The 23,433-nt window shown below is 73.1% G+C and carries 20 protein-coding genes; 12 read left to right on the top strand and 8 right to left on the bottom strand.

The window, feature by feature from the left end:
- Positions 1-94 precede the first annotated feature (94 nt).
- A complete protein-coding gene (locus ACFY3J_RS05480; protein ID WP_390840338.1) occupies positions 95-1,213 on the top strand; it encodes an FtsX-like permease family protein in 1,119 nt (372 codons plus the stop codon).
- Entirely contained in the window at positions 1,210-1,890 is a 681-nt protein-coding gene (locus ACFY3J_RS05485) for an ABC transporter ATP-binding protein (RefSeq protein WP_384181022.1), read from the top strand. Before ACFY3J_RS05480 ends, ACFY3J_RS05485 begins: the two co-directional genes overlap by 4 nt.
- 242 nt (positions 1,891-2,132) lie before the next feature.
- Here ACFY3J_RS05485 and ACFY3J_RS05490 read toward each other — a convergent pair whose 3' ends face one another.
- Entirely contained in the window at positions 2,133-3,038 is a 906-nt protein-coding gene (locus ACFY3J_RS05490; protein ID WP_384181024.1) for an aminoglycoside phosphotransferase family protein, read from the bottom strand.
- A 227-nt stretch (positions 3,039-3,265) separates the two neighbouring features.
- Between ACFY3J_RS05490 and ACFY3J_RS05495 the strand changes: the two genes are divergently transcribed.
- Positions 3,266-3,631 carry a cupin domain-containing protein gene (locus ACFY3J_RS05495; RefSeq protein ID WP_384181027.1) on the top strand — a complete coding sequence of 122 codons (366 nt, stop codon included), beginning with the start codon at positions 3,266-3,268 and terminating at the stop codon, positions 3,629-3,631.
- A 33-nt stretch (positions 3,632-3,664) separates the two neighbouring features.
- On the opposite strand, the gene ACFY3J_RS05500 is transcribed toward ACFY3J_RS05495, so the two are convergent.
- From ACFY3J_RS05500 to rhaI, 6 genes are all read right to left on the bottom strand, one after another.
- Positions 3,665-4,348 carry a lactate utilization protein C gene (locus tag ACFY3J_RS05500; protein WP_384181029.1) on the bottom strand — a complete coding sequence of 228 codons (684 nt, stop codon included), beginning with the start codon at positions 4,346-4,348 and terminating at the stop codon, positions 3,665-3,667.
- Positions 4,345-5,847, bottom strand: coding sequence for a lactate utilization protein B (locus ACFY3J_RS05505; RefSeq protein ID WP_384181031.1), 1,503 nt, complete (start codon positions 5,845-5,847; stop codon positions 4,345-4,347). Before ACFY3J_RS05505 ends, ACFY3J_RS05500 begins: the two co-directional genes overlap by 4 nt.
- The gene (locus ACFY3J_RS05510) at positions 5,844-6,599 is read right to left on the bottom strand and encodes a (Fe-S)-binding protein (protein WP_390840339.1); all 756 of its coding nucleotides are present in this window, start codon (positions 6,597-6,599) and stop codon (positions 5,844-5,846) included. Before ACFY3J_RS05510 ends, ACFY3J_RS05505 begins: the two co-directional genes overlap by 4 nt.
- A gap of 155 nt (positions 6,600-6,754) precedes the next feature.
- On the bottom strand, positions 6,755-8,209 hold the full coding sequence (locus ACFY3J_RS05515) for a rhamnulokinase family protein (protein WP_384181035.1): 1,455 nt from the start codon (positions 8,207-8,209) through the stop codon (positions 6,755-6,757).
- Positions 8,206-10,245 (bottom strand): bifunctional aldolase/short-chain dehydrogenase, encoded by a 2,040-nt coding sequence (locus ACFY3J_RS05520; protein WP_390840340.1) that lies wholly within the window; start codon positions 10,243-10,245, stop codon positions 8,206-8,208. The genes ACFY3J_RS05515 and ACFY3J_RS05520 overlap by 4 nt, the downstream gene beginning before the upstream one ends.
- 121 nt (positions 10,246-10,366) lie before the next feature.
- Entirely contained in the window at positions 10,367-11,527 is a 1,161-nt protein-coding gene (gene rhaI / locus ACFY3J_RS05525) for an L-rhamnose isomerase (RefSeq protein WP_384181039.1), read from the bottom strand.
- Between the two features lie 288 nt (positions 11,528-11,815).
- On the opposite strand from rhaI, the gene ACFY3J_RS05530 reads away from it, so the two are divergent.
- From ACFY3J_RS05530 to ACFY3J_RS05570, 9 genes are all read left to right on the top strand, one after another.
- Positions 11,816-13,330, top strand: coding sequence for a sugar ABC transporter ATP-binding protein (locus ACFY3J_RS05530; RefSeq protein ID WP_384181041.1), 1,515 nt, complete (start codon positions 11,816-11,818; stop codon positions 13,328-13,330).
- Positions 13,327-14,367: an ABC transporter permease gene (locus tag ACFY3J_RS05535; protein WP_384181043.1), complete on the top strand. Its 1,041-nt coding sequence runs from the start codon at positions 13,327-13,329 to the stop codon at positions 14,365-14,367. The genes ACFY3J_RS05530 and ACFY3J_RS05535 overlap by 4 nt, the downstream gene beginning before the upstream one ends.
- Positions 14,360-15,373, top strand: a complete 1,014-nt coding sequence (locus ACFY3J_RS05540) for an ABC transporter permease (RefSeq protein ID WP_384181045.1) — start codon at positions 14,360-14,362, stop codon at positions 15,371-15,373. Before ACFY3J_RS05535 ends, ACFY3J_RS05540 begins: the two co-directional genes overlap by 8 nt.
- 42 nt (positions 15,374-15,415) lie before the next feature.
- Entirely contained in the window at positions 15,416-16,501 is a 1,086-nt protein-coding gene (gene rhaS / locus ACFY3J_RS05545) for a rhamnose ABC transporter substrate-binding protein (protein WP_390840341.1), read from the top strand.
- Between the two features lie 215 nt (positions 16,502-16,716).
- Positions 16,717-17,757 carry a LacI family DNA-binding transcriptional regulator gene (locus tag ACFY3J_RS05550; protein WP_384181050.1) on the top strand — a complete coding sequence of 347 codons (1,041 nt, stop codon included), beginning with the start codon at positions 16,717-16,719 and terminating at the stop codon, positions 17,755-17,757.
- Between the two features lie 97 nt (positions 17,758-17,854).
- On the top strand, positions 17,855-19,156 hold the full coding sequence (locus ACFY3J_RS05555) for an alpha/beta fold hydrolase (RefSeq protein ID WP_384181052.1): 1,302 nt from the start codon (positions 17,855-17,857) through the stop codon (positions 19,154-19,156).
- Between the two features lie 142 nt (positions 19,157-19,298).
- A complete protein-coding gene (locus tag ACFY3J_RS05560; protein ID WP_390840342.1) occupies positions 19,299-20,138 on the top strand; it encodes an alpha/beta fold hydrolase in 840 nt (279 codons plus the stop codon).
- A 46-nt stretch (positions 20,139-20,184) separates the two neighbouring features.
- Positions 20,185-21,033: a pentapeptide repeat-containing protein gene (locus tag ACFY3J_RS05565; protein WP_390840343.1), complete on the top strand. Its 849-nt coding sequence runs from the start codon at positions 20,185-20,187 to the stop codon at positions 21,031-21,033.
- 163 nt (positions 21,034-21,196) lie between these two features.
- Positions 21,197-21,922 (top strand): DUF2470 domain-containing protein, encoded by a 726-nt coding sequence (locus ACFY3J_RS05570; RefSeq protein WP_390840344.1) that lies wholly within the window; start codon positions 21,197-21,199, stop codon positions 21,920-21,922.
- On the opposite strand, the gene ACFY3J_RS05575 is transcribed toward ACFY3J_RS05570, so the two are convergent.
- The gene (locus ACFY3J_RS05575; RefSeq protein ID WP_390840345.1) at positions 21,890-23,047 is read right to left on the bottom strand and encodes a lactonase family protein; all 1,158 of its coding nucleotides are present in this window, start codon (positions 23,045-23,047) and stop codon (positions 21,890-21,892) included. The two genes, ACFY3J_RS05570 and ACFY3J_RS05575, sit on opposite strands and share 33 nt — an antisense overlap.
- Between the last annotated feature and the right edge of the window lie 386 nt (positions 23,048-23,433).

A 23,433-nucleotide genomic window follows, 5' to 3' on the forward strand; every position in this document is an offset into this window, starting at 1 on the left:
CGGACACCGCGGACACCCCCACTTGGGGACGCCGTGTCGCCATCATCTATCTTGGCGACACAGTGTCCCTAAGATTGCCCGAAAGGCATGCCCCGTGTACTTGGCCCTGCTCGAACTGAAGGCGGCCCGTGGCCGCTTTCTCCTCATGGGTAGCGTCGTGGTCCTGGTCGCCGCGCTCGTCGGCGTCGTCACCGGTTTCACCACCGGACTCGGCGACGACACGATCTCCGCGCTGCGCAGGCTCCCCGCCACCCACCTCGCTTTCGCCCGTGGTGCCGACTCCGACCAGTTCGCCCGCAGTCTGGTCGGCCGTGCCGACCTGGACGGCTGGCGCGCCCGGGAGGGCGTCGACGCCACCCCGCTGGGCGTCTCCATCGCCCGAGGCACCACGGACCGCAAGGTCGAGGTCGACTTCGCCGCCTTCGGCGTCGAACCCGGCTCCTTCCTCGACCCCGGTACCACCTCCGGCGCCGGCCTCTCGGCCGGCTCCCCGTCCGGCATCGTCGTCTCGCAGCAACTGGTCAAGGACGGCGTACGCGTCGGCGACACCCTCAACGTCGACCGCCTGGGCATCGGCCTGAAGGTCACCGGAACCACGGGCCGCTCCTCCTACGGCCACGTGCCCGTCGCCTATCTGCCCGTCGAGACCTGGCAGCGGATCCGGTTCGCCACACCCGGTGCCCGGATCTCCACCGCCGAACCACCGCAGCAGTACAGCGCCGTCGCTGTGAAGGCCGGACCGGATGCGGACCTGGCCGCCGCCGACCGGGCGCTGGGCACCCGCACGCTCGCGGTGGCGGACGCCTACGCCGCCGCGCCCGGCTACACGGGCGAGCGCGTGACCATGACCTCCATCCAGGCGTTCCTGTACGCCATCGCCCCGCTCGTCGTCGGCGCCTTCTTCGCCGTGTGGACCGTGCAACGGCGGCCCGAACTGGCGCTGCTGCGCGCCATGGGCGCCTCCCGGCTCCGGCTGCTGGGCCACACCCTCGCCCAGGCCGCGGTCGTCGTCGGCGCCGGTACGGCGATCGGGGCGGCACTCGCCGCCGGTCTGGGGCTGCTGGTGGGCACCGAGGTACCGTTCAGCCTCCCCGCTGCCTCCCTCACCGCCACCATGGCCACCGTCGTGCTCGTCGGGCTCGCCGGTACCGCCGTCACGCTCCGCAAAGTGACCACTGTCGACCCGATGACCATGCTGGGAGCCGGCCGATGAGCCTCGAACTGCGCGATGTCACCGTGACCTTGGGCCGCGGCGAGTCCCGTACCACCGCCCTGCGCAACCTGACCGTCGCCTTCGCACCCGCGGCCCTGACCGCACTGGTCGGCCCGTCCGGGTCGGGCAAGTCCACGCTGCTCGCGGTCGCAGGGGCGCTGCTGCGGCCCGACTCGGGGCAGGTGCTGCTCGGCGGCAGCGACTTGGCCCGGCTGTCCTCGGCCGAACAGGCCCGCCTGCGTCGCGACCGCGTCGGCTACGTGTTCCAGAGCGGCAACCTGCTCAGCGGCCTCACCGCGCTCGAACAGATGCTCGCCGCCGCGTCCGTCGCCGGCCGCTCACGGCGCGCCGTCCGGGCACGCGCCGAGGAACTGCTCGCGGAAGTCGGCCTGGCGCACCGGCTACGGCATCGCGCCGACGAGCTGTCCGGCGGGGAGCGGCAGCGCATCGCGATCGCACGCGCCCTTCTGCTCGAACCGGAACTGCTGCTCGTCGACGAACCCACGGCCGCGGTCGACCGTGAACGAGCGGCCGGCATCGTCGGCCTGCTCGCCGAGACGACGCACCGCTACGGCTGTGTCACCGTGGTCGCCACCCACGATCCGGTGGTGGAGGAGGCGGCAGACCGCATCGTCGACATGGCCGCCCTGCGTGCCGGCTCTCGGACAGCGGCCTGAGAAGCCGCCACTGCCCACCGTGTCACCAGCCCCTTCAGGAGCCGGGTCACCGACCCGGCTCCCGGCGGGCGGGGCCTGGGCCCTTCGCACACGGTGGGAGTGGGCATCCGGAGTGGACGCCCACGCCGCTGCCGTCGGATCCGCGGCATCTCCCGCGACCGGCCCGGCGCCGCCGCGCCGTCCGGACCACGTCTCGGACGGCGGTCCGGACGGAACTGTGCCCCGGCCGGCCGACGCCGCCGTCACCCGGCCTGCGCGGCGCGGTCGTCAAGCAGGATCTCGGCGATGACGTGCCGGGCGACACGGGCCATGAACGGGTTGGTGTCGCGGTAGTGGGACAGTTCCATGAGCGCGACCGACAGGGCCCAGCCGCGTCCCCGTGCCCACGTCGCGTCGTCCACGTTCAGGGCGGTGCGGAAGAGCGGCCGTGCGGTGTCCGGCAGCACGTACCACGCCGCGAGGAGATCGACGGCGGGGTCCCCCAGACCGAGGCAGCCGAAGTCGATCACCGCGCACAGCCGGTCCCGGGCCAGCAGCATGTTCCCGGGTTGCAGATCCGCGTGGATCCACACCGGCGGCCCGTCCGGATCGGGTGCCCGCAGCGCCTCGTCCCAGGCGGCCCCGGCCGCGTCCGGGTCGACGGCGCCGCGCACCGCGGCGATGGCCTCGCGTGTCTCGGCGTCCCGCGCGGCCAGGGGTTCACCGCGGTAGGAGGGCGGCCCGCCCGCGGGATCGAACCGGTGCAGCGCGGTGACGAACCGCGCCAGGTCCGTCGCCAGCCGGCGCGGTTCGGCGACGGCGCCGACGGCCGGGATCTCCCCGTCGATCCACCGGTGGACGGACCAGGGCCAAGGGCAGTCCTCGTCCGGCGCCCCCATGCCCAGCGGCACGGGCACGGCGAGAGGCAGCGACGGCGCGAGCCGGGGCAGCCAGGTGTGCTCCTTCTCGACGTCCTCGGCGGCTCCGGCGGTGCGGGGCAGCCGTACGACCATGTCCTCGCCGAGCCGGTACATGACGTTGGAGGTGCCGGCGGAGCCGATCCGCCGGACGGGAAGCCCGGCCCACCGCGGGAACTGAGCGGCGATCAGCCGCCGCACGAGTGAGTCGTCGAAGTCCGGCTGGTCCCGGCGCGGGGTGTCGGCACGCATGGGCAGCCATCGAACGAGGTGTCCCGTGGTCCGGTCAACTCTTTTTGCCCGGCGGCCCGGACCCGTCCGGTCGCCGGGCCCGCCCGCGTGAGCCGAATGGCGAGGGCCAGTCGGCGGGGAGACGATGAGAGCGCGGGGCTCGGCCCCCGCCGGTACCGTGCGCCGCGCGCGGAGACGGAGACCGGCCCCGGCCGCAGGGATCATCGGCCGGAAGGGAGATCACCGTCATGCTGGAAGTGAAGACGGTCGAGAAGCCGGACGAGCGGCGCGACTTCCCACGCGGCCACCTCGAAGCCGTCCACCTCACGGGACTCGACTTCGCCGTGGCCACCTTCGAACCGGGCTGGCGCTGGTCCGAGTCGGTCGGCCCGATCGCCGGGACGCGCAGCTGCCTGGTCCACCACAACAGCTATGTCGTACAGGGCCGCATGCACCTGGCCATGGACGACGGCAGTGAGGCCGAAGTGGGGCCGGGCGACGCCTTCGTCTGCTCGCCCGGACACGACGCCTGGGTCGTGGGTGACGAGCAGGTCGTGCTGTACGACTTCGCGGGCCCCATGGCACAGCGGTACGCGAAGCCGGGCGGGGTGTAGACGGCGGGGCGGACAGGACACCGCCGGACGACGTCACGCACCGCTCACCAGCACCACCTCCAGGGTGCGCGGCCCGTGCACGCCCTCCACCCGGTCCAGTTCGATGTCACTGGTGGCGGAGGGGCCGGAGATCCAGGTCAGCGGCCGGGTCGGGTCGAGGCGCTCCAGTGCCTGCGGCACGGAGGAGACGACCTGGCCCGGGACGCGCACCACGCAGATGTGGTGGTCGGGGACGAGCGTGATCCGGCGCCGGCCCTGGTCGGGGGAGCCGTCCAGGACGAGGGTGCCGGTCTCGGCGACGGCGACCGCGCAGCCGGTGACGACGCTGTCGACCCGGTCGAGTTCGTGCGGGGTGCTGTCCGGCCGGTCAGCGACCAGGGTGACGTCGATGGCGGTCAGCCAGCCCTGCTCCAGTCCGGGCGGCACCAGGACGGTGTTCGAGCCCCGTTCGCCGAGCAGGTGGGCGATCAGCCGGGGCAGCCCCTCCGCGTCGCAACGGTGCACGATCGCCCGGTAGTCGGTCAGGTTCTCGGCGAGCAGGTCCACCGTCTCCTCGGTGCTCCGGTCGCCGTGCTGCCGCAGGTAGTCGCGGGAGACCGCCCGCTCGTACCGGGGGTGACTTCCGGGCCGTTCGGGCACTGGTGGGGGAGTGTCGTCCGGCGGTACGTCCGCCAGGGCGCGCCGTACCCGGCCCAGGATCCGGTCCCTGCTGCTCACTTCGCGTCCTTTCCGCCGGGTCCGCCGTGTGTGCGCTGCCACCAGTCGCGGAACGGCTCCGCCGGCACCGGCGGCAGGTCGCGGGTGCCGCTCCAGGCCCGGCCGGGGCCGGGCAGGGTGCGGGGGTGGAAGCGGCGGGTGCGGGAGGCGAGCCGCTGGCCGCCGCGCAGCGCGCCGGGGCGGGTCAGGGCCCAGCGGGCCGCGCGCATGGCCGCGCGCTCGGCGGCGTGCCCCTTGGCCGGTTTGAGGAGCACCTTGTTGCCCGCGCGCGTGGCCGGGCCGCCCTCGACGACGCGTTCGCGCAGGTGGACCAGTACCTCGGGGATGTCGATGGCCACCGGGCACACCTCGTAGCAGGCGCCGCACAGTGAGGACGCGTACGGCAGGGAGGCGTCGATCTCGCTTGCCGTGCCGCGCAGTTGGGGGCTGAGGATGGCGCCGATCGGGCCGGGGTAGACGGAGCCGTAGGCGTGCCCGCCGGCCCGCTCGTAGACCGGGCAGACGTTCAGGCAGGCCGAGCAGCGGATGCAGCGCAGGGCCTGGCGGCCGACCTCGTCGGCGAGGGTGTCGGTGCGGCCGTTGTCCAGCAGCACCAGGTGGAACGTCTCGGGCCCGTCGCCGTCGGTGGTGCCGGTCCACATGGACGTGTACGGGTTCATCCGCTCGGCCGTCGAGGAGCGGGGGAGCGTCTGGAGGAAGACTTCCAGGTCGCGCCAGGTGGGCACGATCTTCTCGATGCCGACGACCGAGATCAGCGTCTCGGGCAGGGTCAGGCACATCCGCCCGTTCCCCTCGGACTCCACCACCACCAGCGTGCCCGTCTCGGCGACGACGAAGTTGGCTCCGGAGATGCCGACCTTGGCGCGCAGGAACTTCTCCCGCAGGTGCAGCCGCGCGGCCTCGGCGAGTTCGGCGGGCGCGTCGGTGAGGCCCTCGGGGGCCGGGCGGCCCCACCGGCTCATCTCGGAGCGGAAGATGTCCCGGATCTCGCCGCGGTTGCGGTGGATCGCGGGCACGAGGATGTGCGAGGGCCGGTCGTGGCCCAACTGCACGATCAGCTCGGCGAGATCGGTCTCGTACGCCCGGATGCCCTCGGCCTCGAGGGCTTCGTTGAGGCCGATCTCCTGGGTGGCCATCGACTTGACCTTGACGACCTCGCTCTCGCCCGTGGCCTTGACCAGTCCGGCCACGATCCGGTTGGCCTCGTCGGCGTCGGCGGCCCAGTGGACGGTGCCGCCGGCGGCGGTGACCGCCTCCTCCACCCGCACCAGGTACCAGTCCAGATGACGCAGGGTGTGGTCCTTGATCTGCCGTCCCGCCGCACGCAGCGCCGCCCAGTCCGGCATCTCCGCCACGGCCGCGGCCCGCTTGGCGCGGATGGTGTGGGTGGCGTGGCGCAGATTGCCGCGCAGGGTGGTGTCGCGCACGGCGTCGTGCGCGGCCCGGGGGAAGGCGGGGAACGCCGAGGAGCCGGGCATCCCCACGAACGTCGCGCTCATGCCGCGGCCTCCTCCTCCGTGCCGGCCAGGATCTCCACGATGTGCACCGGCCGCATGCGCGTCCCGAGGCGGGTCATCGTGCCACCGATGTGCATCAGGCACGAGTTGTCGCCCGCGCACAGCACCTCCGCGCCCGTCGACTCGGCGTTGCGCACCTTGTCGGCGCCCATCGCCGCCGAGACGTCGGGGTTCTTCACCGCGAAGGTGCCGCCGAAGCCGCAGCACTCCTCGGCCCCGGGCAGCTCCACCAGCTCCAGCCCCCTCACCGCGCGCAGCAGCCGCAGCGGCCGGTCCCCCAGGCCCAGGCTCCGCAGCCCGTGGCAGGTCGGGTGATACGTCACCGTGTGCGGGTAGTACGCGCCCACGTCCGTCACCCCGAGCACGTCCACCAGGAACTCCGTCAGTTCGTAGGTCCTGGGCACCACTGGGGCCAGGGTGTCCGCGAGTCCGCCCCCGCGCCCCTCGGCCCGGGCCCGCGCGCCCATGCGCGGATACAGCTCCCGCACCATCGCACCGCAGGAACCGGACGGGGTCACGATCGCCTCGTAGTCCCGGAAGACATCGGAGAAACGCCGGGCCAGCGGCTCGGCCTCGTGCCGGTACCCGGTGTTGTAGTGCGCCTGTCCGCAGCATGTCTGGGCCATCGGGAAGTCCACGTCCACGCCCAGCCTGGTCAGGAGTTTCACCACCGCGCGCCCGGTGTCCGGATAGAGCGTGTCGTTGACGCAGGTCAGGAACAGAGCGACACGCATCGCGGCTCCTCGTGGTCGGTCAGCGGACGAGTGAGGGGGGCACCTCCCACACGCGTTCAGCGTAGTGGGGGGAGTAGTCAGGCGAGGGGCCCGGCGGGAGACTCCGTTTCCGGCGTGGCGAGGAGCGCGGGCTCCCGGCCCGGCGAAGCGGCGGCTCACGGCGTGACGGCGGCGAGCCGGGCCTCGGCCGCGCGCCAGGCCGCCGCGTCGCCGCCCGGCTCGTACCGCACGAGCGGCTGCGTCCGGGCGAGCAGGGTGCGCATCCCGGCCCGGTCGCCGACGAGCCCGTGCGCCCGGGCCTGCACCAGGACGTTGCCGAGGGCCGCCGCCTCGGCCGGCCCGGCGACCACGGGCAGCCCGCAGGCGTCGGCGGTCAGCCGGCACAGCAGGGCGTTGCGGGCGCCCCCGCCCACGATGTGCACGACGTCGACGGGGCGGTCCGCCAGCCGCTGCGCCTCGGCGACCGCCCGGCGGTGGGCGAGGGCGAGGGAGTCGAGGATGCAGCGGGTGATCTCGGCGGGGGAGCCGGGCACCGGCTGACCGGAGGCACGGCAGGCCGCCGCGATCCGCTCCGGCATCCGGCCCGGCGCGAGGAAGGCGGCGTCGCCCGCGTCCACGACCGACCGGAGCGCGGGCACCTCGGCAGCCTTCCGCAGCAGCTCGCCCAGGTCCGGGTCGCCCCAGGCCCGTACGCACTCCTGGAGCAGCCACAGCCCCATGATGTTGCGCAAGTAGCGGACCGTGCCGTCGAGCCCGAGCTCGTTGGTGAAGTTGGCGGCGCGGCTGTCCTCGGTGAGCACCGGCGCGTCCAGCTCCAGGCCGGCCAGCGACCAGGTGCCCGTGCAGATGTACGCGAAGCGTTCCCCGCCGGCGGGCACGGCGGCCACCGCGGACGCCGTGTCGTGCGAGGCGACGGTCGTCACCGGCACGGGCCCGCGCAGCCCGGTCTCCCGCAGCACCTCGGGCCGCAGCACGCCCGCCGGATCCCCGGGCCGGCGCAGCGGCGCGAACAGGTCCAGGTCGATGCCCAGCCGGGCCGCGACCTCGTACGACCAGTCGTGCGTGCGCGGGTCGACGAGCTGGGTGGTCGAGGCGTTGGTGAGTTCGGTGCCCTGCTCGCCCGTGAGCCAGTACGTCAGCAGGTCGGGGAGCAGCAGCAGACGTCGCGCGGTGGCGAGTTGGGGAGAGGAGCGGGCCGCCGCCAACTGGTACAGGGTGTTGAAGGGCGCGTCCTGGATGCCGGTCGCCGCGTACAGCTCGGCGGCCGGCATCGTCGCCCAGACCTTCCGCGCCACGCCCTCGGTGCGCGCGTCGCGGTAATGGACGGGATTGCCGAGCAGGGCGCCGTCCGCGTCGAGCAGGCCGTAGTCCACGGCCCAGCCGTCGATGCCGATGGAATCCACCCGGCCCGCCGCCCGCAGCCCGTCCAGCACCCCGGCGTACAGGGCGAGCACGTCCCAGCGCAGCCCCTCGGGAAGCCGCACCGGCCGGTTGGGGAAGCGGTGCGCCTCGGTCAGCTCCAACCGGTCGCGGCCGACCCGGCCGACCATGACCCGGCCGCTGGACGCGCCGAGGTCGACGGCGGCGTACGCCTTCACGTCCGGGCTCATCGCAGGAAAGCGGCCGCGACGCCGGCGTCGACCGGGACGTGCAGTCCCGTGGTGTGGGTCAGTTCCCCGCCGGTCAGCGCGAAGACGGCGTTCGCGACGTGCTCGGGCAGCACCTCCCGCTTCAGCAGTGTCCGCTGGGCGTAGAACTCGCCGAGCTTCTCCTCCGGCACTCCGTACACGGCGGCCCGCCGCGCGCCCCAGCCACCCGCGAAGATCCCGGAGCCGCGTACGACCCCGTCCGGGTTGACCCCGTTGACCCGGATCCCGTGTTCGCCCAACTCGGCTGCCAGCAGCCGTACTTGATGTGCCTGGTCGGCCTTGGTGGCCGAGTAGGCGATGTTCTTGGGCCCGGCGAACACGGCGTTCTTGGAAGCGATGTAGACGATGTCACCGCCCAGCCCCTGCGCGATCATCACCCGCGCCGCTTCCCGCGAGACCAGGAACGACCCGCGCGCCATGATGTCGTGCTGGAGGTCCCAGTCCTCGGCCGAGGTCTCCAGCAACGGCTTGGAGATCGAGATGCCGGCGTTGTTGACGACCAGGTCCACCCCGCCGAACGCGAGCAGCGCCGCCTGGAAGGCACCCGCGATCTGCTCCTCGTCCGTCACGTCCACCGTCACGGCGACCGCCTTGTCGGGCCCGCCCAGCTCCTCGGCGACGGCGGCTGCGTTGTGAGCGTTCAGATCGGCGACCACGACGCACGCGCCTTCGTCGACGAGCCGCCGCGCGATCGCCCTGCCGATGCCGCTGCCGGCGCCGGTGACGAGCGCGACGCGGGTCGCGAGGGGCTTCGGCGCGGGCATCCGCCGGAGCTTGGCCTCCTCCAGCGCCCAGTACTCGATACGGAACTTCTCCGACTCCTCGATCGGCGCGTACGCCGACACGGACTCCGCGCCCCGCATGACGTTGACGGCGTTGACGTAGAACTCGCCGGCCACCCGGGCCGTCTGCTTGTCCTTGCCGAAGGAGAACATGCCGACGCCCGGCACGAGCACGATCGCCGGGTCCGCGCCGCGCATCGCGGGGGAGTCGGGCTGGGCGTGCCTCCGGTAGTAGGCGGTGTACTCCTCGCGGTACTCGGCATGCAGCTCCTTCAGCCGGGCGATCGCCTGCGCCGGCGGAGCCGTCGGCGGCAGGTCGAGCACGAGCGGCCGGACCTTGGTCCGCAGGAAGTGGTCGGGACAGGAGGTGCCGAGCGCGGCGAGCCGCGGATGCCGGGCACGGGAGAGGAAGTCGAGCACGACGTGCGCGTCGCTGAAGTGTCCGACCTGCGCCCCGTCCCGCGAGGCGAGCGCGCGCACGTGGGGCGCCAGGGCGGCGGCCCGCTCCTTCCGCTCGCCCTCGGGCAGCGCCTCGTACCCCGCGACGACCGTCCCGAACGGCTCGGGCCTCCCGCGTTCGGCGAGGAAGTCCTCGGCGGTGCGGATGATGTGCAGCGAGTTGCGCTCGCACTCCTCGGAGTCCGCGCCCCACGCGGTGATCCCGTGCCCGCCGAGCACACAGCCGATCGCCCGCGGATTGGCTTCCCTGACCGCCGCGATGTCCAGCCCCAGCTGGAACCCGGGCCGCCGCCACGGCACCCACACCACGCGGTCCCCGAAGCACTCGGCGGTCAGCTTCTCCCCGTCGGCGGCACAGGCGAGCGCGATACCGGAGTCGGGGTGCAGATGGTCCACGTGCGGGGCGCCGACCAGTCCGTGCATGGCGGTGTCGATGGAGGGGGCCGCCCCTCCCCTGCCGTGCAGGCAGTAGTCGAACGCGGCGACCATCTCGTCCTCACGCTCGGCACCCGGGTAGACGTCCTTCAGCGCCCGCAGTCGGTCCAGCCGCAGCACGGCGAGCCCGGCCTCGGTCAGCGTCCCGAGGTCGCCCCCGGACCCCTTCACCCACATCAGCTCGACGTCGGCGCCGGTGACGGGATCGGTGCCGGTGCCCTTCGCGGACGCGTTGCCGCCCGCGTAGTTGGTGTTCCGGGGATCGGCGCCGAGCCGATGGGAGCGGGAGAGAAGGGCGGCGGCCTCGGGGTGAAGTGACACAGGGGGCTCCATTCAGGAGAGGGGAGGGCAAGAAGGGGCGCGGGCTGTGTCGATGGGGAACCGGTGCTCCGGCGGGCAACGTTTGCCCGTCGCGACGCGGCGAACGTTGCCTGTTGGGGCGCTAGGCCTCCCACCCGGCCTGCCGGCCCCCCACCCGATCGGCGACGATCTTCTCCGCCCACCCCGACCGGCGATACGCCGCAAGAGGCTCGGGGTCCAGTCCCATCTCCTCCCGCACCTCACGCAGCAACGGCCGCACGTCCGTGTTGTACGCGTCCATCAACACGGAGTTGGCCTCGAGCACATCCCCGGAGCCCTGTGCGGCGGACAACGCGCTCCGGTCCACCAGCAACGCCTTGGCCGTCGCCTCCTGAACGTTCATCACGGACCGGATGATCGCCGGGATCTTCGCCTCGACGTTGTGGCACTGGTCGAGCATGAACGCGACCTCGGACGTGAACCCGCCCCCGCGCACCACCTCGTACATGATCCGGAACAGCTGGAAGGGATCGGCCGCGCCCGCCATCAGGTCGTCGTCGGCGTAGAACCGGGAGTTGAAGTCGAACCCGCCGAGCCTCTCCTCCCGCAGCAGGGTGGCGACGATGAACTCGATGTTCGTCCCCGGGGCGTGGTGCCCGGTGTCCACCACGACCCGCGCCTTCGGTCCCAGCTTCAGGCAGTGTGCGTACGCCGTTCCCCAGTCCGGGACGTCCGTGGCGTAGAAGGCCGGCTCGAAGAGCTTGTACTCCAGCAGCATCCGCTGCCCCTCGCCGAGCCGCTCGTACACCTCGGCCAGCCCCTGAGCCAGCCGGTCCTGCCGTCCCCGGACGTCGTCCTGGCCGGGGTAGTTCGTGCCGTCGGCGAACCAGAGCTTCAGATCCCGCGATCCGGTGGCGTCCATGATGTCGACGCACTCCAGCAGGTGGTCCACCGCCTTGCGCCGCACCGCCGCGTCCGGATGGCAGACGCTGCCGAGCTTGTAGTCGTCGTCCTGGAAGGTGTTGGAGTTGATCGCGCCCAGCTTCAGACCGCGGTCCCCGGCGTGCCGGGCGAGCGCCGCGTAGTCGTCGACCCTGTCCCACGGGATGTGCAGGGCGACGACCGGCGCGACGCCGGTGACGGCGTGCACCTGGGCCGCGTCGTCCACCTTCTCCCAGGGCGTACGCGGCACGCCCGCCTGCGTGAACACCTTGAAGCGGGTCCCCGAGTTCCCGTACGCCCACGACGGCGTCTCGACGGCCTGGGTCTTGAGGGCGGCCTTCACCGCGGCGAGCTCGGTCACTGCAGGGCTCCTGTGACGTCGGGTCGAAAGTCTGCTGACAGGCCTTGGCGGGTATCTGAACAGCCTCTCGTGAAACGATTCAGGAGTGGAAGCTATGAGTCACCGGCAGGGGTGTCAACCCTTCCGGTGTGGGCAGCCCTCCGTAATCCCGTTGCCTTTCGATCCGGTGATGTTTTCGATCCGCACCCATTGACGTGCCGTCGGCTCCTTGCCTAACGTCCCGGCAACCGAGTTGAAACCTTTCATGACGTGGGGCGGCCCTTCCGCCGGCGTCGTCGAGGAGCCCCCATGACTCACCCGTCCGAAACGGGTCCGGCCCCGGTGCTGGCGCTCAGGGACATCTCGAAGTCCTTCGGCGCGGTGCGTGCCCTCAGGAACGTGTCCCTGGAGCTGCTTCCGGGAGAGGTGCACGCCCTCGCCGGGGAGAACGGCGCGGGCAAGTCGACCCTCATCAAGACCCTGGCCGGGGTGCACCGGCCCGACGCCGGCCAGGTGCTGCTCGACGGCGAGCCCGTCGTCTTCCACGGCCCCGGCGACGCCCGCGACGCCGGCATCGCCGTGATCTACCAGGAACCGACGCTCTTCCCCGACCTGTCGATCGCCGAGAACATCCTCATGAGCCGCAGGCCCCGGCGGGCCCTGGGCCGTATCGACCACAAGGCCACCCACAAGGCCACCCGCGCCCTGATGGGGCGCCTCGGCGTCGACCTCGACCCCGACCGCCCCGCACGCGGACTGTCCATCGCCGACCAGCAGATCGTCGAGATCGCCAAGGCGCTCTCCTTCGACGCCCGCGTCCTGATCATGGACGAGCCGACCGCGGCCCTGACCGGCAGCGAGGTCGCCCGCTTCTTCGACGTCGTGCGCGCCCTGCGCGACCAGGGCGCCGCGGTGCTGTTCGTCTCGCACCGTCTGGAGGAGATCTTCGAGATCTGCCGGCGGGTGACGACCCTGCGCGACGGCGCCTGGATCGCCGGCGAGCCACTGGACGGCATGACCGAGGACGACCTCGTGCGGCGCATGGTCGGCCGCGACCTCGACGCGCTCTACCCGAAGCAGGACGTGGCACCGGGCGACGTCGCGCTCAGCGTGCGCCGGCTGACCAGAGAGGGCGTCTTCACCGATGTCTCCTTCGACGTGCGGCGCGGCGAGATCGTGGGCCTCGCCGGACTGGTCGGCGCCGGGCGCACGGAGGTCGCCCGCGCCGTCTTCGGCATCGACCGCTGGGACGCCGGCGAGGTCGAGGTCGACGGACGCCGGCTCACCAACGGCGCCCCGTCCACCGCGATGGCCGCCGGGCTCGCCCTGGTCCCCGAGGACCGGCGCGCCCAGGGCTTGGTGATGAACATGTCCATAGAGCGCAACATCGGCCTCACCGGACTCCGTACGACCGTGAGGGCCGGCCTGATGGACCGCGGCGCGGAACGCAGCCGCGCCCTGGACTGGGCCGTCAGACTCCGGGTCAAGTACGCCCGGATCGCCGACACCGTCTCCACGCTCTCCGGCGGCAACCAGCAGAAGGTCGTCCTCGCCAAGTGGCTCGCCACCGGTCCCAAGGTGTTCATCGTCGACGAACCGACCCGCGGCATCGACGTCGGCACCAAGGCCGAGGTGCACCGGCTGCTCGGTCAACTGGCCGCCGACGGGGTCGCCGTCCTGATGATCTCCTCCGACCTGCCCGAGATCCTCGGCATGGCCGACCGTGTGCTCGTGATGCACGAGGGCCGGCTGACCGCCGAGATACCCCGCTCCGACGCCACCGAGGAAACCGTGATGGCCGCAGCCACGGGGAGGGCCGCGTGACCGCGACCGCCCCCAAGCCCGCCTCCGCCGCCGGGGCGCACCGATCCAGTGGCGCCCGGCTGGTCGACCGCGTGTTCAGGATGCGTGAACTCGCCATCATGGTCGTCTTCCTGGCGCTCATCGCCGTCGCCCAGGCCGGAAACAGCGAATTCCTGTCCGAGCAGGGCGTCAAGGACCTGCTGCTGAACGCGACCATCCTGGTGCTGGTCGCCACCGGCCAGTCCCTGGTCGTCATCACCCGCAACGTCGACCTGTCGGTCGGCTCCACGCTCGGCATCAGCGCCTTCGCCGCCGGTACCTGGCTGCAGGGCGGCGGCAACCCCGTGGTGGCCGTGATCCTGGCGGTGCTCCTCGGTACCGGCTTCGGCCTGCTGAACGGGCTCCTCGTCAGCCTCGGCCAGGTGCCCGCGCTCGTCGTCACCCTCGGCACGCTCTACATCATCCGCGGCATCGACTCCGTCTGGGTCGGCTCCCGCCAGATCACCGCGGCCGACCTGCCCGGCGGTTTCGTCGACTTCGGCTCCGGCGGGATCGGGACGGTGCCGTACCCGGCGTTGATCGCCCTCGCCGTCCTGGTGGCGACGGCGTACTACCTCAAGCACTACGGCAGCGGGCGCGAGCTGTACGCGCTCGGCTCCAACCCCGAGGCCGCCCGGCTCGCCGGCATCCCGGTGCGCAAGCGCGTCCTGGCCGCCTACACCTTCTGCGGCGGCCTCGCCGGTCTGGCCGGGGCGATGTACCTGGCCCGGTTCGGCAACGTCGACTCCGGCACCGGCAGCGGATACGAACTCACCGTCGTCAGCGCGGTCGTGGTCGGCGGCGTGGTCTTCACCGGCGGCTCCGGCAGCGTGTACGGCGCGGCCCTCGGCGCCCTGCTGCTGACCTCCGTCAACAGCGTGCTGCCCGCCCTCGGCGTCAGCTCCGTCTGGGTGCTGGCGATCAACGGCGTGCTGCTCCTGCTCGCCATCGCGGTCGACCGTGTCGTCGCGCTGCGCGTGGCGTCGGCCCTGAAGAGGAGGAACGCCCGCCATGGCTGACTTCGACCTCTCCCGCGCCGTGCGCTGGGACACCGTCGTCGGTGCCCTGCTCGTCGTGGTCCTGCTGTTCTCCTTCGGCTTCGTCGACGGCTTCGGCAACGCCCTCAACCTGTCGTTCCTGATCGGCAACACCCTGCCGATCGCGCTGATCGCCCTGCCGATGACCCTCCTCGTGGTCTCCGGCGAGATCGACCTGTCGGTGGCCTCCACCGCAGGTCTGTCCGGCGCGGTGATGGGCGCCCTGTGGAACCAGGGCATGGCGATCGAGACGATCATCCCGCTGTGCCTGCTGCTCGGCGCGGTGTGCGGCCTGGTCAACGGCCTGCTGGTGACCAGGCTCGGACTGCCGTCCCTCGCGGTGACCATCGGCACCCTCGCCGCCTACCGGGGCATCGCACAGATCGTGCTCGGCTCCGACGCGGTGACCGACTTCCCCACCCCGTACCTGGACTTCGCGGCCGGACGCGTCGGGAACACCTTCCTGCCGCAGGCGTTCCTGCCGTTCCTGCTCCTGCTGGCGATCGCCGTGGTCACCCTGCACGCCACCCCCTTCGGACGATCGCTGTTCGCGATCGGCGCCGGCGAGGAGGCGGCCCGGTTCGCCGGCATCCGGGTCAAGCGCGACAAGCTGATCCTGTTCGTCGCCACCGGCTTCATGTCCGCCCTGACCGGCGTCTTCTGGGCCCTGCACTACGCCAGCGCCCGCTACGACAACGCCACCGGCCTGGAACTCTCCGTCGTCGCGGCGGTGTTGCTCGGCGGCATCGACTTCGACGGCGGGAAGGGCACACTCGGCGGCGCCGTCGCCGGGGTCTTCCTGCTGGGCGCGTCGCAGAACGTGATGAGCCTGCTGAACGTCTCCGCCCAGTCGCAGATCGTCGTCACCGGCGCGCTGCTCGTCGTCTCCGTCCTCGGCCCGCGGGTCGCACGCCAGGTCTCCGTCGCCAGGGACCGGCGCCGAGCCTCCCCGGCGCCCGAGTCGCAGGCGCCCACACCGACTCCGTAAACCGCTCCGCCCACCTCGCCACCCTCGTAAAGGACGTTCACCATGCGCAAGCCGACGATCCGCCGCACCTGCGCGGCCCTCGCCGCCGCGACCTCCCTCGCCCTGGCCGCCACCGCCTGCGGCGGCACCACCAGGAACGACGTGGGCAAGGACGGCGGCGCGGCCGCCTCCCCGGCCGGCCAGGCCGACCCGAACGCCCCGACCAAGAAGGGCCTGACCGTCGGCTTCCTGCCCAAGCAGGTCAACAACCCCTACTTCACCTCCGCCGACAACGGCGGCAGGAAGGCCCTGGAGGAACTGGGCGAGAAGTACAAGGAGGTCGGACCGTCCAGCGCCACCGACACCTCCGGCCAGGTCTCCTACGTGAACACCCTCACCCAGCAGCAGGTCGACGCGATGGCCGTGTCCGCGCAGGACCCGGGCGCCCTGTGCACCGCGCTGAAGCAGGCCATGAAGAACGGCATCAAGGTCGTCACCTACGACTCCGACACCAAGCCCGACTGCCGCAACGCCTTCGTCTCGCAGGCGTCCGCCGAGGACCTCGGCCGCACCGAGGTGCAACTGCTCGCGGAGCAGATCGGCTTCAAGGGCGAGATCGCCATCCTGTCCGCCGCGCAGACCGCGACGAACCAGAACACCTGGATCGACTACATGAAGCAGGAGCTGAAGGACCCCAAGTACAAGGACGTCGAGCTGGTCAAGATCGCCTACGGCAACGACGACGCGCAGGCGTCCTTCCAGCAGACCCAGGGTCTGCTCCAGCAGTACCCGAACCTGAAGGGGATCATCTCCCCGACCACCGTCGGCATCAAGGCCGCCGCCCAGTACCTGTCCGGCTCCAAGTACAAGGGCAAGGTCAGGCTGACCGGCCTCGGCACCCCCAACGACATGCGCAAGTACGTCAAGAACGGCACCGTCGAGGCCTTCGAACTGTGGGACCCGGCCAAGCTCGGCGAGCTGGCCGCGCACACCGCGGTCGCCCTCTCCTCCGGGCAGATCACCGGAAAGGCGGGCGAGACCTTCAAAGCCGGCGCCATGGGGTCGTACACCATCGGCAAGGACGGTCTGATCAACCTCGGCAAGCCGACCGTCTTCGACGCGAAGAACATCGACCAGTTCGACTTCTAGTGCCCCGACGGGCGACGTTCGCCCCGCCGTGACGCCCGGCACGCTCCCCCGAGTTCTTCGAGCAGGGGGACCCCACTCGCCGCACCGCCCGAAGTCGTCCCCCTCGCCCGCCCCGCATCCGACCCCCCTCTGACCCGCTCAGATGTGCGGGGCCATGACGGTAATGTGAAGGCTCGCCCGCCGCCCCCCCCCGCATCCCTGGAGGTTTCCGCCCGATGGCCCCATCGGTGGGTATCAAGGACGTCGCACGCGCCGCCGGTGTCTCCGTGGGCACGGTCTCGAACGTCATCAACCGTCCGGAGACCGTCGCCACCGAGACCCGGGTCCGCGTGCAGTCCGCGATCGACCGGCTCGGCTACGTCCGCAGCGAGTCCGCGCGCCAGCTGCGCGCGGGCCGCAGCCGGATCATGGGGCTGCTCGTCCTCGACATGGGCAACCCCTTCTTCGTGGACGTCGCCCGGGGCGCCGAGCGGGCGGCCCGCGCGGCCGGGCTCGGCGTGATGGTCTGCAACAGCGCGCAGAGTCCCGGGGAGGAGGCCGAGTACCTGTCTCTCTTCGCCGAACAGCGGGTGCGCGGCGTCCTGCTCACCCCGGCCGACGCCACCGGCCGCAACATCGCCGCCTTCCGCCGCCACGGCATCCCCTTCGTACTGGTCGACCGGGTCGCCGAGGGAGCCACCGAGTGCTCGGTCTCCGTGGACGACGTGGCGGGCGGCGCGCTGGCGGTACGGCACCTGGTGGACGCGGGGCACCGCTCCCTCGCGTACGTCAGCGGCCCGCCCGGCCTGAACCAGGTCCGCGACCGCCGCACCGGCGCCCTGAACACGCTCGCCGAGGCCGGCCTCGGCCCCGACGCGCTGCGCGAGTTGCCCACCGAGCGTCTCGACGTGGCCGCCGGACGGGACGCGGGCGCCCGCCTCCTCGGCCTCGCCGACCGGCCCACGGCCGTCTTCTGCGCCAACGACCTGCTCGCCCTCGGCGTGCTTCAGGCCATGTACGCGGCCGGGGTCCGTGTCCCCGACGACCTCGCCATCGTCGGCTACGACGACATCGAGTTCGCCGCCGCCGCGGCCGTGCCGCTCACTTCGGTCCGCCAGCCCGCGGTCACCATGGGCGCCCTGGCGGCGGAGCTGCTGCTGGAGGAGACCGAGGCGCCGGGAGCCCCGGCGGTGCACGAGCACCGGCGGGTGGTGCTCCAGCCGGAGCTGGTGGTGCGCAGCTCCAGCCTGCCCGGGCGCCCACCGGCCACCCAGTGACGCGTTCCGTACGAATTCCTGATCCCCGTGGTCAGGCGGCGGAGGAACATGTGCTGAACTGGGACGCGGCCGTAAACCCTCCGTCCCGGGAGAACCCTTGACCGTCAGCTACCGCCACCCCGGCGTCGTCCTCACCGACCGCACCTTCACCGTGCCGCTCGACCACGACGACCCGGCCGGGGAGACGATCGAGCTCTACGCACGTGAGGCCGTCGCACGGGACAAGGCCGGCAGGGACCTCCCGTGGCTGGTCTACCTCCAGGGCGGTCCCGGCTTCGGGGCGAACCGTTTCATCGGACGGCAGGCCTGGTTGGGCCGGGCCCTGGAGGACTACCGGGTCCTGCTCCTCGACCAGCGCGGCACCGGCCACTCCACGCCCGCCAACCGCCAGACCCTGCCGCTGCGCGGCGGCGCCGCCGAACAGGCCGACTACCTCACGCACTTCCGCGCCGACTCGATCGTCCGCGACTGCGAGGCGATCCGTCCCGGGCTGACCGGCGGCGCGCCCTGGACCGTCCTCGGACAGAGCTTCGGCGGCTTCTGCACCGTGAACTACCTGTCGACGCACCCCGAGGGCATGGCCGCCGCCCTGATCACCGGCGGCCTGCCCTCCCTCGACGCCCACGCCGACGACGTCTACCGGGCCGCCTACCCGCGCATCGAGCGCAAGGTCGCCGCCCACTACGCCCGCTACCCGCAGGACGTCGACCGCGCCCGCCGCATCGCCGACCACCTGCTCACCCACGACGTGGTGCTCCCGAACGGCTACCGGCTGACCGTCGAGGCCTTCCAGTCGCTCGGCATCATGCTCGGCGGCGGCGACGGCAGCCACCGCCTGCACTTCCTCCTCGAGCACGCCTTCGTCCGCACCCCGAACGGCCCGGAACTGTCCGACGCCTTCCAGGAAGAGGCGCAGGGCCTGCTGTCGTACGCCGGCCACCCGCTGTACGCCCTCGTCCACGAGGCGATCTACGGCCAGGACACCCGCCCCACCGCCTGGTCGGCCGAGCGGGTGCGCGCCGAGTTCCCGCAGTTCGACGCCGCCAAGGCCCTCGCCGGGGACGGGCCGGTGCTGTTCACCGGCGAGACCGTGCACCCCTGGATGTTCGAGTGCGACCCGGCGCTGCGCCCGCTGCGCGAGACCGCCGGCCTGCTCGCCGCCCGCACCGACTGGCAGCCCCTGTACGACCCCGCCCGCCTGGCCGCCAACGAGGTCCCGGTCGCCGCGGCCGTCTACCACGACGACATGTACGTCGACACTGCCCACGCCCTCGGCACCGCCCGCGCGATCCGCGGCCTGCGCACCTGGGTCACCGACGAGTTCGAGCACGACGGCGTCCGGGCCGACGGGCCCCGCGTCCTGGACCGGCTGCTCGGGCTCGTCCGCGGCGACGTGTGACGCCGCCGGCGCCGGCCCGCGTCCGTCACGCCGGGGCCCAGTGCCGCGGCACCTGGACCTGGCCGCCGCACGGGAGGACTGAGCGGTCCCGGAGCGGGAATTCGGTTGCCCGGCGGGCGACGGCCCTGACAGGGTCGTCGCCATGCCCGGCTACCGCGCGTACGACGCGACGACGCTCGCCTACCGAGTCCTCGGCGAGGGCCCGTCGGTGATCTGCCTGCCCGGCGGACCCATGCGGGCCTCGGACTACCTCGGCGACCTCGGCGGGCTGTCCGCGCACCGGCGGCTGGTGCTGCCGGACCTGCGGGGCACCGGAGCATCGGCGGTCCCGCGGGATCCCGCGAGCTACCGCTGCGACCGGCTTGTCGACGACGTCGAGGCGCTGCGCGAACATCTGGGCGTGGAGCGGGTGGACGTGCTCGCGCACTCCGCCGGCGCGAACCTGGCGGCGCTCTACGCGGCCCGCCACCCCGAACGCGTCGGCAGGCTGGCGCTGATCACGCCGAGCGTCCTGGCCGTCGGTATCGAGGTCACCGGGGAGGTCCGGCGCGAGACGGCACGGCGACGCGCGGACGAGCCGTGGTTCGCGACGGCGTACGCGGCGCTGGAGGAGATCACGGCGGGCCGGGCGACGGACGCCCACTGGCAGGCGGTCGCCCCGCTCCGCCACGGCCGCTGGCACGCTGCGGCCCGGGCCCTCGACGCCGCCGACGCCGAGCAGAAGAACGGCGGGGCCGCGGCCGTGTACGCCGCCGACGGCGCCTTCGACCCGGACGCCACGCGGGCGGCGCTCGCCCGGTTCACCTCCCCGGTGCTCGTGCTCGCCGGTGAGGTCGACCTGAACTCGCCCCCCGCCGCCATGGCCGAGTACGCCGGGCTCTTCCCGCACGCCGAACTGGTCGTCCAGCCCGGCGCGGGGCACTACCCGTGGCTCGACGACGCCGACCGGTTCGTGGCGGCCACCGCCGCCTTCCTGCGCTGAGCCGCCCGTCCGGACCCCGCACCCCAAGCTCATTAGGCTGAACAACATGCAAGATCGAAAAGACACCCGGCACGACCGGAGCGGACTGCGCGGCGACTGCGCGCGGTGCTTCGGGCTCTGCTGTGTCGCGCTGCCCTTCGCCGCCTCCGCGGACTTCGCCCTGGACAAGCCCGCGGGGAAGCCGTGCCCGAACCTTCGGGACGACCACCGGTGCGGCATCCACACGCGGCTCCGGCAGCGGGGTTTCACCGGGTGCACGGTCTACGACTGCTTCGGAGCGGGGCAGAAGGTCTCGCAGGTCGTCTTCGGCGGACGGGACTGGCGCACGGGGGCCGGGGAGGACGCCCGGCGGATGTTCGAGGTGTTCCCGGTGGTGCGGCAGCTGCACGAGTTGCTGTGGTACGTGACCGAGGCGCTCTCCGTGAGCGCCGCCCGCCCGGTGCACGACGAGCTGCGCCGGGCGCTGGAGCGGACGGAGCGTCTCACCCTCCTGCCGCCCGGGGAACTGGCCGCGCTGGACGTCGGTGCGCACCGCCAGGAGGTCAACGTCCTGCTGCTGCGCACCAGTGAGCTGGCGCGGGCCGGAGTGCGGCGCGGGAAGGGCAGGCCGAAGGACCGGCGGGGCGCGGACCTGGTCGGGGCCCGGCTGAAGGGCGCGGACCTGCGCGGGGCCAGTCTGCGCGGCGCCTGCCTGATCGCCGCCGACCTCACCGGAGCCGATCTGCGGGACGCGGACCTGACAGGGGCCGACCTGCGGAACGCGAATCTGACCGACGCCGATCTGACCGGCGCGATCTTCCTCACCCAGCCGCAGGTCGACGCGGCCCGGGGCAGCGCCGGCACCCGGCTGCCCGGATCGGTCTCCCGTCCCGCGCACTGGACGGCGCGGAGCTGACCCGCCGTCCCGCACCGGCGCCCGGTCCGCCGGTACCGCGCCGGAGCGGCAGCCGTGCGCCGTTTCACGGTCCTCCGCGCCCGCCGGTTGCGGCCCGCCTGGTTGGCACGCCCTCCGATCTTCGATAGGTCAGGCAAGCCTTGCCTAAGAAGGAGGTTGAGGGATGGACGACAGCCAGACCTGGACGGCGGCGCCCGCGGCGGCACAGCGGGCGCGGTCCCTGCTCGCCGCCGCCTGGTCCTGCGCGGTGACCGCGGAGAGCGGCCGGGAGGAGTACGTGGACGCCCACACCGTGAGCGAGGACGGCCGCGTACTCCTGCACGTGCCCGAAGGCAGCGCCCTGCGCGCCGCCGCCATTTTCGCGCCGCGCGGTGAGCCGTCCGCCGTCCTGGAGTTCGCCGACGTCGCCCCCGTCCCCGTACGCAACCGGATCCGCGCCCGGCTCCGGCTCGCCGGCCGGCTCGTCCCCGAGGCGCGGCACCTGGCGTTCCACCCCACGCGCATCGTGCTGCGGCAGCCGTCCGGCGCCGTCGTCATCGGCGTCGAGGAGTTCACCACCGCCGCGCCCGACCCGCTCGCCCTGGCGGAGGCCGGCCTGCTCACCCACCTCGCCGACGCCCACCCCGAGGCGGTGGCGCGGCTGACCCGGCTGGTCGGACCCGACAGCCTGCACGGCGCGGTGCGCGTCCGGCCGCTCGCCGTCGACCGGCACGGACTGACCCTGCGCATCGAGCGCGCCCGCACCCACGGCGACGTGCGCCTGCCGTTCCACGCGCCCGCCGACGACCTCGCCGCGCTCACCGAGCGCATGCACGTCCTGCTTCTCCAGGCGGGCGCCGCCTCCTGCCCGCGCGCCCTACAGCGGCAGCGCGCAGACGGCGACCGGTGAGGGGAACGGTGTACCCGCCAGGCGCAGCGCGCCGCTCGCGCGGTCGACGTGGAAGACGCTGACCGTGCTCGACTTCTGGTTCGCGGCGAACAGCAGCGCGCCGTCCGGCGAGAAAGCGATCTGACGCGGGAAGTCGCCCCCGACCGGCGTCGAGCCCAGCAGCCGCAGTCGGGCCCCGCCCCCCTCCACGGCGTACCGTGCCAGGGTGTTGTGGCCCCGGTTGGCCAGGTAGGCGAACCGGCCGTCGGCCGTGACCAGGACCTGCGACGGGTAGTTCTTGCCCGCGCCGCCGCCCGTGGACTGCGTCGCGCCGATGGTCAGCCGGCCGGTGGGCCGGTCGTACGTGCACACCGCGAGGGTGTCGTCGACCTCGTTGGCGAGATAGGCGTACCGGCCGCCCGGGTGGAAGGTCAGTTGACGCGGTCCGGCGCCGGGCCGGGTGTGCGCCCGGGAGACCTCGGTGAGGCGGCCCGTGCGGGTGTTCAGGCGGTACGTGTAGACGGTGTCGGTGCCGAGGTCCACGGCGAGGACATGGCCGCCGTCCGGGCTGGTGATGACCTGGTGGGCGTGGGGCCCCTGCTGTCCGGGGCCGGGCCGCGGGCTGGTGTGGGTCACCAGGTCGGCCCGCTCGCCGAGCGCGCCCGAGGCGGCTATCGGGTGCACGGCCACGCTGCCGGAACCGTAGTTGGCGCTGAGCAGCCAGCGCCCGCTCGGGTGCACGGACAGATGGCAGGGCCCCGACCCGCCGGTGCTCCGGGTGCCCAGGACCCTCCGGTCGGCGAGCCGTACCGCGGTCACCCCGCCGTCCTGCCGCTCGTCGACCGCGTACAGCGTGCGGCCGTCGGGATGCACCGCGAGGTACGACGGGTCGGCGACCCCGGTGATGGCGCCCCGGCCGCCGACGGCACCCGACACCGGGTTGTACACCGCCAGGCCGATGCCCTTGCCGCCGCTCGGTACGGAGGTGTAGGTGCCCAGGTACAGGGGCCGGGGATCGGACGGCCTCGCCGGAGGTTGCCGACCGCTCTCGGCGGCCTCCGGCGCGCTCCCGGGCGCGGACCCGGCCCGCGGTGTCGCGGGCGCCGGGACCGCCAGCACGGCGACGGCTCCCGTCAGGGCCCCCACGAACTGCCGCCTGCTCCAACCTCCCCCGGACTCCTGGCGCCGCCCGAGCAGGGGGGATCCCCCACGCGACGCCCTCGCACCACTGTCCATGCCCGCACCTCAGGTCGTCGGCTGCCCCGGTCGTGACTGCCACCTTGACGCGCGCCACCGCTCCCACGCAACCGCGGCAGGCGTCGCGGCCGGGCAGCGGCGGCGCCTCGTGGCCGCGGCCGCGCAGGTCGTCCACGACCGCGCCCCGGATCCGGTCCCTCAGGTCGTGGGCCGCGCGCACCACTGGCGAGCCTGGGCCGGAGTTCGGGTGGCCGCGGCCGGCGCCCGGTGCAGGACCACGACGGCCGGCCGGGTCCGGGTGGACGCGCGGGCCGCCCGCACCCACGCGCCCCGGA

Origin of the sequence: Streptomyces sp. NPDC001231 (genome assembly GCF_042896885.1) — a bacterium.
GTDB lineage: Bacteria > Actinomycetota > Actinomycetes > Streptomycetales > Streptomycetaceae > Streptomyces.

Bases quoted from the DNA above. Each gene is read 5' to 3' on its own strand.
- ACFY3J_RS05495 (WP_384181027.1), top strand. From the start codon at position 3,266: ATGCTGGAAGTGAAGACGGTCGAGAAGCCGGACGAGCGGCGCGACTTC.
- ACFY3J_RS05540 (WP_384181045.1), top strand. From the start codon at position 14,360: ATGGCTGACTTCGACCTCTCCCGCGCCGTGCGCTGGGACACCGTCGTC.
- ACFY3J_RS05570 (WP_390840344.1), top strand. From the start codon at position 21,197: ATGGACGACAGCCAGACCTGGACGGCGGCGCCCGCGGCGGCACAGCGG.
- ACFY3J_RS05550 (WP_384181050.1), top strand. From the start codon at position 16,717: ATGGCCCCATCGGTGGGTATCAAGGACGTCGCACGCGCCGCCGGTGTC.
- ACFY3J_RS05510 (WP_390840339.1), bottom strand. From the start codon at position 6,599: ATGCGTGTCGCTCTGTTCCTGACCTGCGTCAACGACACGCTCTATCCG.
- ACFY3J_RS05560 (WP_390840342.1), top strand. From the start codon at position 19,299: ATGCCCGGCTACCGCGCGTACGACGCGACGACGCTCGCCTACCGAGTC.
- ACFY3J_RS05485 (WP_384181022.1), top strand. From the start codon at position 1,210: ATGAGCCTCGAACTGCGCGATGTCACCGTGACCTTGGGCCGCGGCGAG.
- ACFY3J_RS05505 (WP_384181031.1), bottom strand. From the start codon at position 5,847: ATGAGCGCGACGTTCGTGGGGATGCCCGGCTCCTCGGCGTTCCCCGCC.
- ACFY3J_RS05515 (WP_384181035.1), bottom strand. From the start codon at position 8,209: ATGAGCCCGGACGTGAAGGCGTACGCCGCCGTCGACCTCGGCGCGTCC.
- ACFY3J_RS05565 (WP_390840343.1), top strand. From the start codon at position 20,185: ATGCAAGATCGAAAAGACACCCGGCACGACCGGAGCGGACTGCGCGGC.
- rhaS (WP_390840341.1), top strand. From the start codon at position 15,416: ATGCGCAAGCCGACGATCCGCCGCACCTGCGCGGCCCTCGCCGCCGCG.
- ACFY3J_RS05490 (WP_384181024.1), bottom strand. From the start codon at position 3,038: ATGCGTGCCGACACCCCGCGCCGGGACCAGCCGGACTTCGACGACTCA.
- ACFY3J_RS05530 (WP_384181041.1), top strand. From the start codon at position 11,816: ATGACTCACCCGTCCGAAACGGGTCCGGCCCCGGTGCTGGCGCTCAGG.